Origin of the sequence: Paenibacillus sp. NPDC057886, assembly GCF_042796655.1 — a bacterium.
Classification (GTDB): domain Bacteria; phylum Bacillota; class Bacilli; order Paenibacillales; family Paenibacillaceae; genus Paenibacillus.
On sequence record NZ_JBHVMZ010000007.1, the window covers coordinates 362,259 to 378,290 of the forward strand.

General features: G+C 48.3%; 18 protein-coding genes. 7 read left to right on the plus strand and 11 right to left on the minus strand.

What is annotated here, in order from left to right; translation table 11 throughout:
• Window positions 1-93: 93 nt before the first annotated feature.
• The 5 genes from ACFVQB_RS24645 (at window position 94) to ACFVQB_RS24665 (ending at window position 4,284) form a co-directional block, all read left to right on the plus strand.
• Complete coding sequence (locus tag ACFVQB_RS24645; RefSeq protein WP_379445443.1) at window positions 94-1,134, plus strand: ABC transporter substrate-binding protein; 1,041 nt, start codon at window positions 94-96, stop codon at window positions 1,132-1,134.
• A 256-nt stretch (window positions 1,135-1,390) separates the two neighbouring features.
• Complete coding sequence (locus ACFVQB_RS24650; protein WP_024632265.1) at window positions 1,391-1,681, plus strand: thiamine-binding protein; 291 nt, start codon at window positions 1,391-1,393, stop codon at window positions 1,679-1,681.
• A complete protein-coding gene (locus ACFVQB_RS24655; RefSeq protein WP_090904114.1) occupies window positions 1,681-2,439 on the plus strand; it encodes an ABC transporter permease in 759 nt (252 codons plus the stop codon). Before ACFVQB_RS24650 ends, ACFVQB_RS24655 begins: the two co-directional genes overlap by 1 nt.
• Before the next feature lie 43 nt (window positions 2,440-2,482).
• On the plus strand, window positions 2,483-3,382 hold the full coding sequence (locus ACFVQB_RS24660) for an ABC transporter ATP-binding protein (protein ID WP_379445447.1): 900 nt from the start codon (window positions 2,483-2,485) through the stop codon (window positions 3,380-3,382).
• Window positions 3,383-3,477: 95 nt separating this feature from the next.
• Window positions 3,478-4,284, plus strand: a complete 807-nt coding sequence (locus ACFVQB_RS24665) for a TatD family hydrolase (protein ID WP_379445449.1) — start codon at window positions 3,478-3,480, stop codon at window positions 4,282-4,284.
• A gap of 155 nt (window positions 4,285-4,439) precedes the next feature.
• Here the strand turns inward: ACFVQB_RS24665 and nfsA are convergent, their stop codons facing one another.
• From nfsA to ACFVQB_RS24715, 10 genes are all read right to left on the minus strand, one after another.
• Complete coding sequence (gene nfsA, locus ACFVQB_RS24670; RefSeq protein ID WP_379445451.1) at window positions 4,440-5,183, minus strand: oxygen-insensitive NADPH nitroreductase; 744 nt, start codon at window positions 5,181-5,183, stop codon at window positions 4,440-4,442.
• Window positions 5,167-5,775: a TetR family transcriptional regulator gene (locus tag ACFVQB_RS24675; RefSeq protein ID WP_379445454.1), complete on the minus strand. Its 609-nt coding sequence runs from the start codon at window positions 5,773-5,775 to the stop codon at window positions 5,167-5,169. The genes nfsA and ACFVQB_RS24675 overlap by 17 nt, the downstream gene beginning before the upstream one ends.
• Window positions 5,776-6,002: 227 nt before the next feature.
• The gene (locus ACFVQB_RS24680) at window positions 6,003-7,163 is read right to left on the minus strand and encodes a YhgE/Pip domain-containing protein (protein ID WP_379445456.1); all 1,161 of its coding nucleotides are present in this window, start codon (window positions 7,161-7,163) and stop codon (window positions 6,003-6,005) included.
• A gap of 333 nt (window positions 7,164-7,496) precedes the next feature.
• Window positions 7,497-10,025, minus strand: coding sequence for a heavy metal translocating P-type ATPase (locus ACFVQB_RS24685; RefSeq protein ID WP_483874960.1), 2,529 nt, complete (start codon window positions 10,023-10,025; stop codon window positions 7,497-7,499).
• A gap of 158 nt (window positions 10,026-10,183) precedes the next feature.
• Complete coding sequence (locus ACFVQB_RS24690) at window positions 10,184-10,384, minus strand: copper ion binding protein (RefSeq protein WP_053779829.1); 201 nt, start codon at window positions 10,382-10,384, stop codon at window positions 10,184-10,186.
• Between the two features lie 48 nt (window positions 10,385-10,432).
• Window positions 10,433-10,834, minus strand: a complete 402-nt coding sequence (locus ACFVQB_RS24695) for a metal-sensitive transcriptional regulator (protein ID WP_379445459.1) — start codon at window positions 10,832-10,834, stop codon at window positions 10,433-10,435.
• Window positions 10,835-10,924: 90 nt separating this feature from the next.
• Window positions 10,925-12,160, minus strand: coding sequence for a phosphotransferase (locus ACFVQB_RS24700; RefSeq protein ID WP_379445461.1), 1,236 nt, complete (start codon window positions 12,158-12,160; stop codon window positions 10,925-10,927).
• Between the two features lie 55 nt (window positions 12,161-12,215).
• Window positions 12,216-12,698, minus strand: coding sequence for a GNAT family N-acetyltransferase (locus ACFVQB_RS24705; protein WP_379445464.1), 483 nt, complete (start codon window positions 12,696-12,698; stop codon window positions 12,216-12,218).
• Between the two features lie 148 nt (window positions 12,699-12,846).
• On the minus strand, window positions 12,847-13,032 hold the full coding sequence (locus ACFVQB_RS24710; protein WP_062322497.1) for a hypothetical protein: 186 nt from the start codon (window positions 13,030-13,032) through the stop codon (window positions 12,847-12,849).
• A 48-nt stretch (window positions 13,033-13,080) separates the two neighbouring features.
• Entirely contained in the window at window positions 13,081-13,419 is a 339-nt protein-coding gene (locus ACFVQB_RS24715) for a DUF6809 family protein (RefSeq protein WP_379445466.1), read from the minus strand.
• A 137-nt stretch (window positions 13,420-13,556) separates the two neighbouring features.
• Here ACFVQB_RS24715 and ACFVQB_RS24720 point away from each other — a divergent pair, with 137 nt between their 5' ends.
• Window positions 13,557-13,742, plus strand: a complete 186-nt coding sequence (locus ACFVQB_RS24720) for a hypothetical protein (protein WP_090999551.1) — start codon at window positions 13,557-13,559, stop codon at window positions 13,740-13,742.
• Between the two features lie 111 nt (window positions 13,743-13,853).
• On the opposite strand, the gene ACFVQB_RS24725 is transcribed toward ACFVQB_RS24720, so the two are convergent.
• Window positions 13,854-14,744, minus strand: a complete 891-nt coding sequence (locus tag ACFVQB_RS24725) for a DMT family transporter (protein ID WP_379445469.1) — start codon at window positions 14,742-14,744, stop codon at window positions 13,854-13,856.
• Window positions 14,745-14,954: 210 nt separating this feature from the next.
• Between ACFVQB_RS24725 and ACFVQB_RS24730 the strand changes: the two genes are divergently transcribed.
• Entirely contained in the window at window positions 14,955-15,842 is an 888-nt protein-coding gene (locus ACFVQB_RS24730) for a LysR family transcriptional regulator (protein WP_379445471.1), read from the plus strand.
• Window positions 15,843-16,032 lie beyond the last annotated feature (190 nt).

Genomic DNA, 16,032 nt, shown 5'->3' on the forward strand with positions numbered 1-16,032 from the left:
GTATAAATCTGTTGATTTATGCAAGAAGCTTGGATATGAAGCCAAGGAGTACCCCGTGCCACTGGCCGGACAACATGAAGGAGAGAAATGAAGATGAGATGGCGTAAAATGATGGGCCTAATGCTCTTGTGCGTACTACTAGTGGCTGTGGCCGCATGTGGCGGCAAAGAAGCTGCACCTTCAGGAGAAAATGGCAGCAGCAACACCGAAAACAGCAATGAAGGTGACAACGCAGCCCTCAAGGACATTAAAGTGGTGCTGGACTGGACACCAAATACGAATCATACCGGCCTGTATGCGGCCGTAGATCAAGGTTTTTACAAAGCCGAAGGCTTGAATGTAGAGATTGTACAGCCAGGTGCCGGAGGCGCGGATACCATGGTGGCTTCGAACGAAGTGCCTTTTGGCGTAAGTTATCAGGAGAGTGTGACCCAGGCCCGCACACAGGGCGTACCGCTCGTGTCCATCGCTGCAGTCATTCAGCATAACACGTCCGGATTTGCCGCTCCGGTAGATCGGAACATCAAGTCTCCCAAAGATTTTGAAGGCAAAACTTACGGTGGCTGGGGCTCCCCGGTAGAAGAAGCCGTGATGCAGTCCATTATGGAAGGCGAAGGCGCTAATGTATCCAAAGTCAAAAATATTAATATGGGCGATGCAGACTTCTTCACCGCTGTAAAACGCGATATCGACTTTGCCTGGATTTTCTACGCGTGGACGGGTATTGAAGCCCAACTGCGCGGCGAACCGATCGACATGCTATATGTGAAGGATTATTCTGAAGCGCTGGACTACTACACACCTGTACTCGTGACGAATGAACAGACGATTCAGAACGATCCCGAGCTGGTTAAAGCGTTCTTGAAAGCAACTTCCGAAGGATATCAATATGCGATTGAACATCCCGAAGACGCTGCCAACATTCTGATCAAGGCCGTACCGGATCTGGATAAGGACCTTGTGCTGGCAAGCCAAAAGTGGCTGAGTCCGAAATATCAGGATGACGCACCGCGCTGGGGTGAGCAGAAGCAGGAAGTATGGCAGAACTACACGGATTGGATGTTTAGCAAAAAGCTGCTCGATGAGCAGGTAGATGTATCCAAGGCGTATACAAACGAGTTTCTACCCCAATAAAAATTGTTTAAGTTTAACTTTTATTACACCAGAACGAAGAGTGCAGAACCCATCTGAAGAAGCGAAGCGCTCACCTAAAAGCTTTCTGAAAGAAAGCTCCTTCGAAAGCATATGCTATCCCCGGATTTCCTCCGTTAAAAATCGTTAAAGAAATCCGGGGATAACAGTGATCGGAAGAGGGTACTGCAATCGGAGTGGGAAAGTGTAAAGCTGGTTTAACTCATGCAATTTAACCCGAAAGGAAGCGTGATCTTTCATGGCAAGTACACTACTCAGCATTCAAGTCATTCCCAAAACGCCAAATGGCGAAAATTCTTATCCTTACGTTGATCGTGCCATTGAAGTTATTCAGCAGTCCGGCTTGAAATATCAGGTTAATCCACTGGATACCACGATGGAGGGAGAACTGGAGGAACTGCTGGAGGTTGTCCGAAAAATGCACGAAGTTCTTGTGGAAGCCGGCAGTCCGAGCATCATCTCACAGATCAAGATCGCCCATAGCCCAAGCGGCTTCAGCATGGACACCCTGACGGAGAAATATCGCTAATGCATGCCTATTGGAAAAGCGTATGGCCGCCCTTTGTGGCGGTTATTCTCTTTATAGCGATATGGCAGGGAGCCGTCTCCCTATTCCATATTGAGAAATGGATGCTGCCTGCGCCTTCGGACATCGCCCATGAAGCAGCGTCCCAAGCCGATCGACTTGGCATGCATGCATGGGCAACAATCCAGCTGACATTGATTGGGTTCGCAGCAGGTACGCTCGTGGGATTACTGATTGCGATGGTGCTGCATTTGATTCCATTTTTGAAATCTGCACTCTATCCATTACTTATTCTTAGTCAAAATATACCGACCATCGCGCTTGCTCCGCTCTTGCTGATCTGGTTCGGATTTGGACTGCTGCCCAAACTGATTACCATCATCCTGGTCTGCTTCTTCCCGGTGGCTGTAGCTGCCATGGACGGGTTGACCCGCACCGATGCGGCGATGATGAACTATATGCGCATGGCTGGTGCAAAACGTGGCCAAATTTTCTGGAAGCTCGAACTGCCACATGCGCTGCCTTCGGTGTTCTCGGGGATTAAAATTGCCGCTACGTACAGCGTCATGGGTGCCATCATCGCTGAATGGATCGGTGCAGATAAGGGCATCGGCTATTATATGATGCTGCAAAAATCGGCCTATCGGACGGATCGTCTTTTCGTGGCAATCATGATTATTGTGGCATTGAGTCTGCTGCTCTTCCTGCTCATTGCCCTACTTGAGAAATTGCTCGTTCGCTGGCGGCCGCAGAAGCGATAATGTTGAAATATGCCCCATCTAAAGGTTAGGAAGTGATGACAAAATGACACCCGAACACAACGAGCGGGTAACTGCTGCCCCGGATGAAGGTGCAACCACTCCAACGCGTAACAGAGTTCCTGAACATGGAGCCGTGACCTTAAATGCACATCATTCATCACCAGCGTTAGAAGTGCTGAGCGTGCATGCTTCGTTCCGCGAGCGGCGCAGCATTTTACCCGTTCTGGATGACCTGTCCCTGACCGTGGAACAAGGGGAATTCGTAGCCATCGTCGGCCCTTCCGGCTGCGGCAAAAGCACCCTGTTTCACATCATCGGCGGCCTGCTGAAACCACAGGAGGGCCAGATCCTGATGAATGGTCAGGATGTTACCGGACAACGCGGCAAGATTAGCTATATGCCGCAGCAGCCTGCCCTCTTCCCATGGCGTACCATTGAGGACAATGTGCTGCTTGCAGGTGAAGTGTCTGCGGATGCACCACCCCGGGCTAAGGCGCTTGCAGATGCCCGGGAATGGCTGGGCAGTGTCGGACTGGCCGGATTCGAACAAGCCTATCCGCATATGTTATCGGGCGGCATGCAGCAGCGGGTTGCATTTCTGCGCGCCCTGCTCAGTCCGCAGGAGCTGATGCTGCTGGACGAGCCTTTCAGTGCGCTGGATGCACTGACCCGCAGCGACATGCAGCGCTGGCTGCTCGATATCTGGGAACAGAACCGCCGCTCGGTGTTGTTCATTACGCATAATATCGAGGAAGCATTATTGCTTGCTGACCGTATCTATGTTTTATCGAATCGGCCTGCGGCTGTACTTCACGAGGTCGATGTTCCCTTTGATCGTCCACGTCGCGAAGCGATTACGGAGGAATCTGCTTTTCTTGAACGCAAACGGCAGATTTCCCAGTGGATGAGAGAAGAACAGCAGAAAACCCGCCTATCTAAATAGTGCGGGTTTTTAAGTTATTATTCCCCTTAAATGGGTGATCCAAGACAAACTACTCTGCGTATCATTGATAAAAGACAAAAAGGAGGGGTCCATCCATGCAATCAACAGCTTTTGCACCCTTGATCGATGCTCATCTTCACCTGGACAAATATACACCTGAAGAACAACGTGAGATGCTGCATTCCTTCTCATCCCAGCAGGTTGAAGCCGTCATCGCTGTTTCCATGAATTTGGCGTCTGCCCAGACCAACCTGGAACTAGCTTCACAATACCCCCGCACCGTATATCCGGCCTTTGGTTTCCATCCCGAGCAGCCCCTGCCGTCCCTGGCAGAACAGAATCTGTTCTTCGAATGGATTGAAAAGCATATGGGACAAGCCATAGCGATTGGGGAGGTCGGATTGCCTTATTACAACCGGCAGGAAGCCGAACAGATGGGACAACGCTTTGATCAGAGCCGCTATATTGATCTGTTGGAGCAATTTATCCAGTTGGCGAAACGGCACGGTAAACCGATTGTACTACACGCTGTATACGAAGATGCCGATATCGCCTGTGACCTGCTGGAGCAATATCATCATCGTCGGGCCCATTTTCACTGGTTCAAAGGTTCGACGCAGACTGTTCAGCGGATGGCTGACAACGGCTACTTCGTCTCATTTACACCGGATATCATATATGAAGAGGAAATACGCGAACTGGCCCGCCGGTATCCTGCCGAGCAGGTCATGGCAGAAACCGATGGACCTTGGACCTTCGAAGGGCCTTTTCAGGGAAGAATGACTCACCCTGCCATGACCCGACAGGTCATTCAGGCGTGGAGCGAAGTGACCGGTATGGGAACCGAGCGGGCTGTGCGTCTCTTTTATCAGAATACGAAACGCTTCTACGATCTGCCTTAGATGCATTCGCAGCTCGTGCGAACGAACGGATAAGATAGCAAATCATGATTCAACTTGGCGTCTATCCTTGTGCTGACTTCTCAACGTAATAGGTGCAGCACCAAAAAAAGAAGTCAATTCGGCATCCACCGAACTGACTTCTTTGAGGTTCACCCTTAACGTTTCAAGAATCCTTTGCCTTCGAGGAATGGCTTCATCTGTAGACGTGCCGGCTCTGTGAGACGTTTAGCCATCAATTCGGACCACGGTGTAGAACGTTCCCCTTGGGTGCGCTCCTTCATGTAAGCAGCGGTCGTTTCATCATAGCTCTCGACGCCTTTGAGGGTCTGCTCGGCGTTATAGCGGCCATGGTGTAAGACGGCATCAAGCGGTAGACGCGGACGAATGCCCGTCTCCTGATCAGCAACACCAATACACATGCCGTATACTGGATAGACGCCGTCAGGCAAGCCCAATACTCCGCTCACTTCCTCAATGCGGTTACGCAGCCCGCCAATATATACAATCCCGAAACCCAGTGACTCTGCTGCAAGCGCCGCATTTTGCGATGCGAGTGCAACATCGATTGTGGCCACCATAAAGTTTTCAGTGGAGTCCTCATAGGATTCCTTTTGGGGCAAATGGCGCTTGGCAGCATCACTCAGCCGATAAAGGTCAGCACACCATACGAGAAACACAGGGCATTCGTTGACGTAAGACTGATTGCCTGCCAATTCAGCCAATTTGGCCTTCTGCTCCTGTTCGGTAACAGCAATTATAGTATAGGCCTGCACACTACTTGAAGAGGAAGCCATCTGCCCGGCCGCCACGATTGCTGCCAGCTGCTCCTCACTTACAGGGTCTGGCTTGAATTTCCGCACAGAGCGGTGTTTCATCATCAATTCAATGGTTTCGTTCATTGCTATTCACTCCTAATCCTCGTAGTACGAATTCAATGGTCTGCTCGGCCAGCTCATCTGTGTTCATGTCCTGATAGTCAAAGCTAAACCGTGAGTTCTTGGCCCGTTTGTGTGCCAAAGCCACACCCATGACCTGAAGCATCGCATAAGATACGGACTCGATCTGAAACACGCCCTGCTCCTTGCCTTCTTGCAGCAGTTCCCTCACTTTGGTCCAGACGGGGTCCAAAAAACGAAACACGGTAGCTGTGCGATGGGTACGCAGCGTAATTTCAAGCTGCACAATATCGCTCATCTCCCGGTCCGTCATTGTGAACTTTACAACTTCACCAATGATTCGTCGGATACCCTCCACGGGGGAGGACATGGACTCTTCAGCCAACTCGTTCATCATATGATCAGGAAAAAAGTGCTCAAATAATGCTTCAAACACCTTTTCTTTTCCGCCAAAATGATACGAGACCAGCGATACATTCGCACCCGCCTCATCACAGATTTGACGAACACTTGTCCCGTCATACCCCTGCTGTGCAAAAAGCTTCTTGGCTGCAAGCAAAATCCTCGTTTTTATATCCAATTCCGGTTCCGTCATTCCGTCCGCTCCTCTTGTCCGTTCTATTCATTTGCTCCAGCTCACCGGGCTGCAGCGAGACTACTCTATCGTTTCATTATGAAAGTTTGTGCATCAAAGCGCAAGGTGTGCCGCCTGTGGTCCTGCAAACCTAGCCACCTCAACCTACTATTAAACCAAGCACCCCGGTGAAAATCACCGGGGTGCTTGATCATATCCTATGAAGAACAACCATTATGTCTGCAATATTAGCTGTTCATTTGAGCCGGGCTTGGTGCCCCAGCTGGCATGCGTTGTTTTTTCAACAACGTCACCACCAGGGAGAGGGCTACAGCAACCAGCAATACAATAACAATCGAGCCAGCAGCGGATTGAACTCCAGGTCCGCCCAGTTGAGCGCTCAGAACACCTTGAACGGCATATGTGGCTGGCAGATACTGACCAATACCACTGTAGAAGCTGTTCAGCAATTCACGTGGCACCATTGCACCAGAAGATACCAGTTGCAGCGACAGTGAAATGATGTTGAACAAACTTCCCGCCGGTCCAAAGCAAATCAGGAAGAACTGGGAGAAGAACATGAATGTGCAGAGGAACAACGCCTGGAACAACCAGAATGCGATAAATCCTTGCTCGATCTGTCCGCCCAGCGACACAATCAGTGACGATCCCAGCAGGGAAACCACAAGAGCAGACCCGAGATTAATAACCACTCTGGCACCGAACAATGTCCAGCGGGAGTGAGTAGCGGACAGCATACCCATCGCTGTCTGCAGGTTCATACCCATAATCATGGCTCCCACATAAGAAGCGAGTACCATCATCATCGGCACCATCTGGTTGTTCATGCCGTTAACCGGATTCATGGAAGTGGTTGTCCCTTCCACACGGGTAGTCAGGTTGGCAGCAGCTTCAGCTGCCTGATCTGCAGGAGCTCCGGAAGCCGTAAGAACAGCCTGCACACCTTGAGCTGTTGCTTGCTTGTTAATCGTGTTCGTCACGCTTTGCGAGACGCCTTGCATCATGCTTTTGATCGTAACCGGGTTCGCCTCGTTAATGGTGTACTTAATTTCGGCAGTGGAGCCGGCTGTCTGAATCAGCTCGTTAAATCCTGCAGGAATATTCAGCACCATATGAATCTTGCGATGGTTTAACTGGTCAAGTGCTTCAGCAGCACTCAGATTCGTTACGGTATGAAAAGGAAGCGTCTCAGCCATACGATCTGCGATCCCCTTGGACTGCTCTCCATCCTCATTGACAACGGCAACCGTCAATTCATTCATCCGGTCATTCACTCCGGAATATGCTGTCATCCAGATCACGCTGAAGATCACTTGGAACATAAGTGCCGTCACGATCCCCACAATTACTGGCGGTTTTTTCAACAATATACGTAAAGCCTGCAACATAAATGATGTCCTCCATTACTTATTAGTTCGAATTTGATGTAAACGATTGTTTAAATCAAACGATCGTTTTAAATTTTAAGTCTATATGTCTATATTGTCAATCTATTTCTGAAAGGTTCAGAAAGATAAAGATGTGTTTCACAAACAATGAATTCCATTTCATAAGAGGACATCACTTGACATCCTCACCTCTGTTAACAAGGAAAGGACAGCTCCTTTAGCATATCTCAACCATCTTTCTCCAACAAAAAAAGCACGGTCCGCCGTAGCGGACCGCACCCTATGCTTAATCTTGAGCATAATGAAAAGTTGAATCACGTCCCTCAATGGACATTAGTCATTGCTTTTCAGTTTCATTCGTTGCAGACGCAGCGAATTCAGTACAACCGATACAGAGCTGAACGCCATGGCCGCACCTGCCAACCAAGGAGCCAGGAATCCCACTGCTGCAATTGGAATCCCAATCACGTTATAACCAAGTGCCCAGAATAGGTTCTGTTTGATATTACCCATGGTGCGTCGGCTCATCTCGATCGCATCTGCAATACTGTTCAGATCGCCGCGCATTAGCGTAATATCTGCTGCTTCCATCGCTACATCGGTACCCGTTCCAATGGCCATACCAATATCGGCTGTAGCAAGCGCCGGAGCATCGTTGATTCCATCCCCAACCATCGCTACCTTGAGGCCACGCTCCTGAAGCTTCTTCACTTCAGCCGCTTTACCTTCAGGCAATACCTCAGCCAGAACTTTATTGATTCCGGCTTGCTCCGCTACAGCGCGTGCTGTCCGCTCATTGTCCCCCGTAATCATGATGACATCAATGCCCATGGCATGAAGCCGCTGAATGGCTTCCCGTGAAGTTTCCTTGATGGTGTCAGCTACAGCAACAACCCCGGCCCATTGACCATCCACCGCGACCAGCATCGCTGTGCGCCCTTGTTCTTCAAGGCTGTTCATCTGTTGCATGGTTTCCTCGGATACATTCACCTTCGCATCCGTAAGCAGTCGGCGTGTCCCGACCAGGACCTCTTGTCCCTGAACCCGGGCTCGCACGCCATATCCCGGAATGTTCTCGAACTGCTCTGAGTGGATTATCTCCAGACCTTTACCTCGGATTCCTTCTACAATGGCCTCAGCCAAAGGATGCTCCGAACCCTGCTCTGCTGCTCCCACTCGTTGCAGCAGCTCTGCTTCCGTCCATTCAGGAGCCGTCACCACATCCGTAAGCACGGGCTTTCCTTGGGTGACTGTACCTGTTTTGTCCAGTACAACGGTCTGGATCTGCTGTGCCGATTCCAGATGTTCGCCTCCTTTGAACAACACACCATATTCAGCCGCACGTCCTGATCCAGCCATAATGGACGTTGGGGTCGCAAGTCCAAGCGCACAAGGACAGGCAATGACAAGTACAGCAATCGCCTTCTCCAGCGAACCGGCAAAGTCACCGGGACTGGCGAACAGATACCAGATCAGGAACGTGATCGCCGCGATGCCTACAACAATCGGAACAAAGATGCCTGAGATCACATCGGCAATCCGCTGAATGGGGGCTTTGGAACCCTGTGCTTGTTCAACCACTTTAATAATCTGTGATAACGCCGTGTCCGAACCAACGCGGGTCGCACGCAGTCTTAGTACTCCATTTTTATTCAGCGTAGCGCCTGTAACGGCGTCCCCCGGTTTTTTATCCACGGGCAGGCTCTCTCCGCTTAACATGGATTCGTCGACAGAAGATTGCCCTTCCTCCACGATGCCATCCACAGGAATGCTGTCTCCGGGTTTTACCAGAACCAGATCACCTACTGCGACATACGCCGACGGTACAATAACCTCCTGTCCATCACGAATCACTCTGGCTTCACGCGGAGCCAGTTCGATGAGGCTCTTGATTGCCTGAGAGGAGCGCCCCTTGGCTACAGCCTCGAACCATTTTCCCAATAGGATCAATGTAATCAGAATTGCACTCGTCTCATAATAAAGCTCCACGGTTGGCATGGCTGCTGTTGTCATTCCCGCCCCACCATGATCCATCATGGTCGAAGATACATTACCACTCGTCAGGGTCAGATACAGACTGTAAAAGAAAGCCGCACTTGTACCCAAAGCAACCAGTACATCCATATTGGCACTGCCATTACGGAGCGCTTTATAGGCTCCCACATAGAACTGCCATCCGATCACAAACTGTACCGGCGTTGCCAACACCAGTTGGAACCACGGGTTCATAAACAGATCCGGTACCCAGATCCACGAGGTGAATGAGAAGTGACCCACCATGGCCCAAAGCAGCGGCAAAGATAACAGGGCGGAGATCATCCATTTCCACTTTTTGCGCTGTAATTCACGCTCGCGCACCGATTGGGTATCTTCCTGTGTCTGCTGCAATTCCGCGCCATAACCAAGCTGCTTGATCTTCGCCGTAATATCGGATGCCTTCAATGCTCCCGCTGCAAATTCCACATGTCCCGTTTCCAGTGCCAGATTCACGTTTGCGCGGGATACACCCGGCAACCGGGAAAGACCCTTTTCGATTCGAGCAGAACAAGCAGCACAGGTCATGCCTGTAATGTCCAGATCCACGGATTCCGTTACTGTACCGTAGCCAAGCGCCTCCACCTTATCCCGCAAAGCATTGATGTTCGTTGTCTTCGGATCATAGGATACCGTGGCTTGTTCTATGGCGAGGTTAACATTCGCCTGATTGACCCCTTCCATTCGGGACAAACCCTTCTCAATCCGGGTAGAGCAGGCAGCACAGGTCATACCTGTAATTTGCAGTGTTGTCTGTAATCCCGCTGCTTCCGGTGAAGGTACGGGTTCTGATGCTGTTGCGTTTTCCGTTGCTGATGACTTATCCATGTTGTTAGCTCCTTTCTTTATGAAATATATCCATACGTTCAATACCCCCAAGGGGTATATAAAAGACCAAAATCAGGCTTAAACAATGAACTTATTTAATGGAAAGATCTATTGAAATCCTTCCATGCAAAGGGAAGTTCAGTTTAAGCCTGCAATAATTAGACTACGTCATACCCTTGATCTTCAATGGCTGCCTTGATCTGATCCACATTGACTTTTTGCTCGTCATATTCAACCGCTACAGTTCCTGCTGCCAGATCCACCTGACCATTCGCTCCCGCATTCTTCACGGCTTCTTCAACCGATTTCACACAGTGATTGCAAGACATTCCTGTAACATTCAACGTAATATTAGACATGGGTAGTTCCTCCTTGGATATATAAATGATGAGTTCATTCAAAAATAGTTACTTCATTAACTTCCTTACCGTTACCAACAATTCATCCACAACCTCATGCTCTCCGGCCTGAATGCGCTCAACGATACAGCTCTTCATGTGGCCTTCCAGCAACAGCTTGCCTACCGAATTGAGAGCGGACTGAGCCGCCGCGATCTGCGTCAGCACATCATCACAATAGGTGTCTTTCTCGATCAATCCCTTGATCCCGCGAATCTGTCCTTCAACACGGTTCAAACGGGAAATCAGGTTGCCCTTCATCTCTTGGGAGTGATGGCTCTTGCGCACATGCTTCCCGTCACTGCCTGCCGTATGACATGAATTGGCTTGCTGATCATCTGTCTGTGAGACTTCACTCACTTCTGTTATGGATGAATCCGAAGGTTCCTTGGGATGGCTCTGATGTTCCATCGCGAACACCCCTTTTCTTTCGTTCTGTTATAACCATAACATACCCCATGGGGGTATGCAAGACTGTTTCATTATTTTTCTGAATACGATTTACTTCTCTGCAAAAAATATAGTGTTAGCAAGTGCAGCAGCCTCCGCCGCCATGTCCATTTGAATGGAGATGATCTGGGTGCGAGCCGCTATTTTGCTGAAAAGCTCATGATTTTGATTAGAAGAACTCCTTATTTCCTCCACCCATTTCAACCACTGAGGCACTTCCCACATGCTCCTGGCAGCTACTCCTACACAATAACCATATCTTGCAATTCGTTCGTCTCCCGACCAGCCTGCTGTTCGAAGTCCGTATATGTAGCTCTCGAACAATTTTTCTTTGGCTGGTATAACATCTTTTTCGGCTATGTGACCCAAACTTGCGTTGACACCATATAACTTGCCCAATTCCTCTCCTATTCCAGAAAGACTCATGAATTGCCAATCAATGAGAGTAAGAAGAGTTTCATGATTACGTTCTGACGGCAAAAATATGTTACCTTGTCCCAGATCCTGATGTGACAGCACCCGTGGCAGACGTTCCAATGAGACCAAGAGCTCGTCCATTTGCTCGCTGAACTTCGTAAACCATCGCCAGATAAAATAAGCCTGATCATGTATTTTACTTTCCATACCAGGATATTTCTCTCTACCCTCCGCAGGATCATCTCCAGACCTTTCGAAGCAAGGCTCGATGATTTCAGGAGAATACTGACGACAGCCTCTAACCCAAGACTTCAGCCAAGCCGGACAAACCCACTCATGTTGAGGCAGCTCCGTTTCCGTCAAGTAAGCGCCATGAAACTCACCAAGACATTCAGCAACCCAGCTCCAGTCATCCAAATGCCATACATGAGTGCGTTCATAATGTCCGGCTACGTCTTCCATCCACAGTGCAATGGTATCATCCAATCTATTCTGCACCGCGTAACAATCTGGTGCGACAACTCGCCTTGGTAAATGATCAAGAATTCCAGAAGTGAAAATCTCCGCTTCCCTTTTCCAGTAATTATGGTAGGATACATCTTCTTTTTCCGACGAATCTGGTTTAATGATTTTTAGAATAAGAGACCACGGCCTCACTGCTTCACCCGCCGTAGCCGCTCCATGTATACGATATATGCCCGATGTGGTGAAATTAAGTTGGCCTGGATTGATGGATTCAGCGTCCCACGAATGCACTACCGCGCCAGATTCCCCTAATAGTCTTCGTACAATGAGAGCAAGATATTCTATATCCTCTGCGGATTCCAAAATACGGATTGGTTCCATCTGTTCATTTGAAATAGCTTTCATCGTTTCGCTCCTTTTGTAGACTATGGATTGCTTCAAAGTCCCTTAGAGCAGGACATTATAGTATGTATTCCATTCTACTGCTGCGCACAGCCAGGCCCAATTGCTCATAGAAAGCCTGAGCACCGGTATTAAATGTAGACACGGTTAGTTCAACACTGTCGACCTGCATTTCTTTGCCAAGTTCGATTAATTCTTGCATCAACAGTTTGCCTGTCCCATGTCCGCGATGTTTGCTGCCAACGATGATCTCATTGATATATAACATCTTTCGATCCATTAACAAATCAACATTCTGAATAACATTTAACTGTGCGCTCGCATATCCAACAATCTCACCCTGTTCCAGCCATTCCGCAACATAGAGATAACGATGATCCGTTTCCAGTAGTTGTTCATATTCCTTATGACTCATTCTCGTCTGCAACTCTCTGTATACGTCTGGCCGAGCCTCTACATGCAAATGATGAAGTTCATCCATTAGTGCAGATACTCCCGTGTAATCTCCGATGACAGCCCGTTTAATATTAATCACACTCATCTTCATATTCTCCTCTCACAAACGTTTCCCATGATTATACAACAAGATATCGGGAAGATGATGCTCTGAAACTTGCTGAACCTTTCTGATATAAAAAAGCAGATACCTTAACGGTACCCGCTTCATTTCAAGCTATGTTTGTTTCCTCTTATTCTTTGGATGATTTACCTTCATCAAATGCTACTGGTGACGGCTTGGCAGACCATTCGTCCGCTTGCGGCTCAATATCCACACCGCTCAAAATTTTCTTTTTCTCCATCAAGGAATCCCCGTCTTCATCCAATTTGTTGCGGATTTCTGCCTCATCCTGAGGTTGATTGTTCTGTTGTGTCATGCTGGAGTCCTCCTTTTTCGTATTCATGGTGATGTTCCTATATATAACTTACCCATTTTTTGCATTGTCATTCTGAGGAGCAATGATATCCTCTGATTTATGTATTTTACTTTGATGAAAAATGAAATTCAGCATGCTGCACCCATCTATGAAGCCCTGCTCGTACATTGCGGACTCTGTCATATATTGAAGAAGGGTACTTACGTTACAATAATCCAAAAATAACGTCACTCCCTCTGGCCGCACATATTCACATAGCTCCGTAAATAAACGATCACTTTCTTGCATCAACCTTTTGTATTCTTCTGAACTATACATGATTACCTCTCCGGGACTCTCCGTGCGAAGAGCTTTGAACTCATTAATTACATCCTCTAACCCTTCCATATAAACCCTCCTATAAATTGACGTCACTTTGCATATAAATACTAAAGTGACATCACTTAGATGTCAATATGATTGTATATTGAATAATTTTGTAATGCTACAATATTAATATCATTTTTAGAGGAGTTTTATATTTCATGGCTACAGACAAAAGAGTCTTTACACTTAGGCTGCGAGAAAAGAACTTTGAGAAAATTAAAGTGATTGCTGACAAAAACAAACGATCCATTGCGATGCAAATTGAGTATCTGATTGAGCAGCATATTGAAGCCTATGAAAAGGAGAAAGGCGTTATTTCCCCGGATAAACATAATGACGTATAGATCGTGCGCCCGTTAGTACATGCGCATCATCCATACGTCATTTTTCATGAAATATTTAAAATTTTAATTAAAGACTACCTGTCAGCCAAGCCGAATTATCGCCACATAACTTTATATTTTCGCCACCTTGCTGCCTCTTACTTTAACATTCACGAGCAGGATGCTGGCAATAATCATAACCAGACCTGCGATCAGATTGACCGTCACCGACTCCCCAAGGAACAGTACACTGCATAACAGGGCAATCAGCGGAATGAGGAACGTGAACGATCCTACTTTGCTGGCTTCGCCGGAGCTGACCAGTTTGAAGAACGCGAGCCAGCCCATAGCAATGACAAACACCGAAATAAACAGCATATCGAGTATAAAAGGAAGCACCCACTGCACATCAGCCCAGCTCTCTGTGACCGTACCCGTCAACGTCAGAACAACTCCGCCGATCAGAATCGGAATGGCTGTCATCCAGATTCCATCGACCTTCATTGAAGTTCGCTTCATATATACGGTCCCGATCGCCCAGCTAATTGCACTGAACAGCCCAAGCATAACCCCTTCAGGGGATACTTTGCCTGTCATGCCACCAATACTGATCGTAGCCACCCCTGCAAAACCGAGCACCAATCCGGCAATCTTCAGTCCATACATGGACTCGCCCAGCCACAGCCATGCCCCAATTCCGAGCAGCACAGGCTGCAGGAACACGATGGATGAAAATAATCCTGCCGGCACTTCCGTCAGCCCCACGGTCTGAAAGCCGTAGAAGAAGATGATATTAAGCACCGCAGATATGGCATAGATATGCCAGGTTTGCTTCAGTCGCAGTGTTTTGTAGCGGGGAAAAGCATACAACCCCAGCACCAAGCCCCCAATTAACAGGCGCATGCCTGCGAATATAAGCGGCGGTGTAAAATTTAATGCGTATTTGGTCAGGGGCCAGTTTACGCCCCACATGAGTACCAGAAAAGCCAGGACCCACCCTGCTTTTGCACGTGATAAAGCCATATGTTTATTCTCCTATCCGGCACACATCTATAGGCGCAGTTTAATCAATCGTACACATTATCCTGCGCTCTTTCTGTGCCTGTAAACCATTTGGACTCCGATCCAGACCCGTTTTACATCCGTTCTTTGATCGCTCCGTGTCTCCATGATACAATAGTGATCGAAATAATTGAAATGCATGTTAATCATAAGGAGCATACCATATTTGTTATGAACAACTCACAGTTGCAGTTATTTGTGAAAATTGCAGAGACGGGAAGTTTCACCCGTGCAGGCCAGGAACTGAATATGACGCAGCCCGCAGTCAGTCGGGCCATCTCTTCGCTGGAGAATGAACTGGATGTCACTCTAATCATACGGGATCGCAGGAACGGCATTGTGCTTACGGATGTGGGACAGCGAATTTTGGTCATTTTCCGCCGGATTTTACAGCAATTTGATAAAGTACAGCAGGTCGTTGCCGCCGAAAAAGGGTTGGAGATCGGTACGATTCGTATTGGCTCATTCCCCATGTCATCCGCCCATCTGCTGCCAAAAATCATCCGCTCGATTCGGGACCGCTATCCTCAGATTCAGTTTGAGCTGCACGAGGGGAACATCCTTGAAATTCAGGAATGGCTAAGCTCACGGGCCATTGATGTGGCTCTTATTATTGCAACAGACAAAGAGTCAGTAGATGTTGCTTATGAGACGCTTCCGCTTTATAGCGAGGAGATGTTGGCCGTGTTCCGGGACGATGAACCTTTTGCGAATCAGGAAATTCTGCCCGTACAGATGCTGGACAAGCATCCCATGATCATCTGCAAAGGCGGCTACGAGGTACCGATTGTAGATCTCTTCCATCGAGCAAATGCAGAATTACATTTCGGGTTTGTGGTCTATAACGTAAACACTTGCCTTAGCATGATTGAGCAGGGACTCGGAACCGCCATGCTGCCTGCAATCTCGCTGTCCTGGCTGCCTCCGGGTGTCAAAGCACTCCCCACAGAGCCAAAAGCCTACCGCAATATTGAAATTGCCGTTCCTTCACTTGTCGATGCTTCTCCCGCATCCCGGTTATTTATTGAAACGGCGCAGCAATTGTTTGGACAACGCTAACGAATCGATTTCACCTTCCAATGTAGCGCCAGTCACTCCTATTTTTAAATTCAAAAGGGCGCCCCTAGGTTAAATTGTACCCTCTGTAAAGGACATTAAAAAAAAGGTTAGGCAACTTCTTTAAGCTGCTGTCTGTATTTTGCAGGCGGTAGCTTTTTTAAATTCCATTGCCCTCGATAATGATTGTAGT

What these genes read in the sequence shown, in the direction of transcription:
- ACFVQB_RS24730 (WP_379445471.1), top strand. Translation starts at nt 14,955, where the DNA reads ATGAACAACTCACAGTTGCAGTTATTTGTGAAAATTGCAGAGACGGGA.
- ACFVQB_RS24650 (WP_024632265.1), top strand. Translation starts at nt 1,391, where the DNA reads ATGGCAAGTACACTACTCAGCATTCAAGTCATTCCCAAAACGCCAAAT.
- ACFVQB_RS24705 (WP_379445464.1), bottom strand. Translation starts at nt 12,698, where the DNA reads ATGAGTGTGATTAATATTAAACGGGCTGTCATCGGAGATTACACGGGA.
- nfsA (WP_379445451.1), bottom strand. Translation starts at nt 5,183, where the DNA reads ATGAACGAAACCATTGAATTGATGATGAAACACCGCTCTGTGCGGAAA.
- ACFVQB_RS24700 (WP_379445461.1), bottom strand. Translation starts at nt 12,160, where the DNA reads ATGAAAGCTATTTCAAATGAACAGATGGAACCAATCCGTATTTTGGAA.
- ACFVQB_RS24685 (WP_483874960.1), bottom strand. Translation starts at nt 10,025, where the DNA reads ATGGATAAGTCATCAGCAACGGAAAACGCAACAGCATCAGAACCCGTA.
- ACFVQB_RS24715 (WP_379445466.1), bottom strand. Translation starts at nt 13,419, where the DNA reads ATGGAAGGGTTAGAGGATGTAATTAATGAGTTCAAAGCTCTTCGCACG.
- ACFVQB_RS24690 (WP_053779829.1), bottom strand. Translation starts at nt 10,384, where the DNA reads ATGTCTAATATTACGTTGAATGTTACAGGAATGTCTTGCAATCACTGT.
- ACFVQB_RS24710 (WP_062322497.1), bottom strand. Translation starts at nt 13,032, where the DNA reads ATGACACAACAGAACAATCAACCTCAGGATGAGGCAGAAATCCGCAAC.
- ACFVQB_RS24675 (WP_379445454.1), bottom strand. Translation starts at nt 5,775, where the DNA reads ATGACGGAACCGGAATTGGATATAAAAACGAGGATTTTGCTTGCAGCC.
- ACFVQB_RS24720 (WP_090999551.1), top strand. Translation starts at nt 13,557, where the DNA reads ATGGCTACAGACAAAAGAGTCTTTACACTTAGGCTGCGAGAAAAGAAC.
- ACFVQB_RS24665 (WP_379445449.1), top strand. Translation starts at nt 3,478, where the DNA reads ATGCAATCAACAGCTTTTGCACCCTTGATCGATGCTCATCTTCACCTG.
- ACFVQB_RS24695 (WP_379445459.1), bottom strand. Translation starts at nt 10,834, where the DNA reads ATGGAACATCAGAGCCATCCCAAGGAACCTTCGGATTCATCCATAACA.
- ACFVQB_RS24645 (WP_379445443.1), top strand. Translation starts at nt 94, where the DNA reads ATGAGATGGCGTAAAATGATGGGCCTAATGCTCTTGTGCGTACTACTA.
- ACFVQB_RS24660 (WP_379445447.1), top strand. Translation starts at nt 2,483, where the DNA reads ATGACACCCGAACACAACGAGCGGGTAACTGCTGCCCCGGATGAAGGT.
- ACFVQB_RS24680 (WP_379445456.1), bottom strand. Translation starts at nt 7,163, where the DNA reads ATGTTGCAGGCTTTACGTATATTGTTGAAAAAACCGCCAGTAATTGTG.
- ACFVQB_RS24725 (WP_379445469.1), bottom strand. Translation starts at nt 14,744, where the DNA reads ATGGCTTTATCACGTGCAAAAGCAGGGTGGGTCCTGGCTTTTCTGGTA.
- ACFVQB_RS24655 (WP_090904114.1), top strand. Translation starts at nt 1,681, where the DNA reads ATGCATGCCTATTGGAAAAGCGTATGGCCGCCCTTTGTGGCGGTTATT.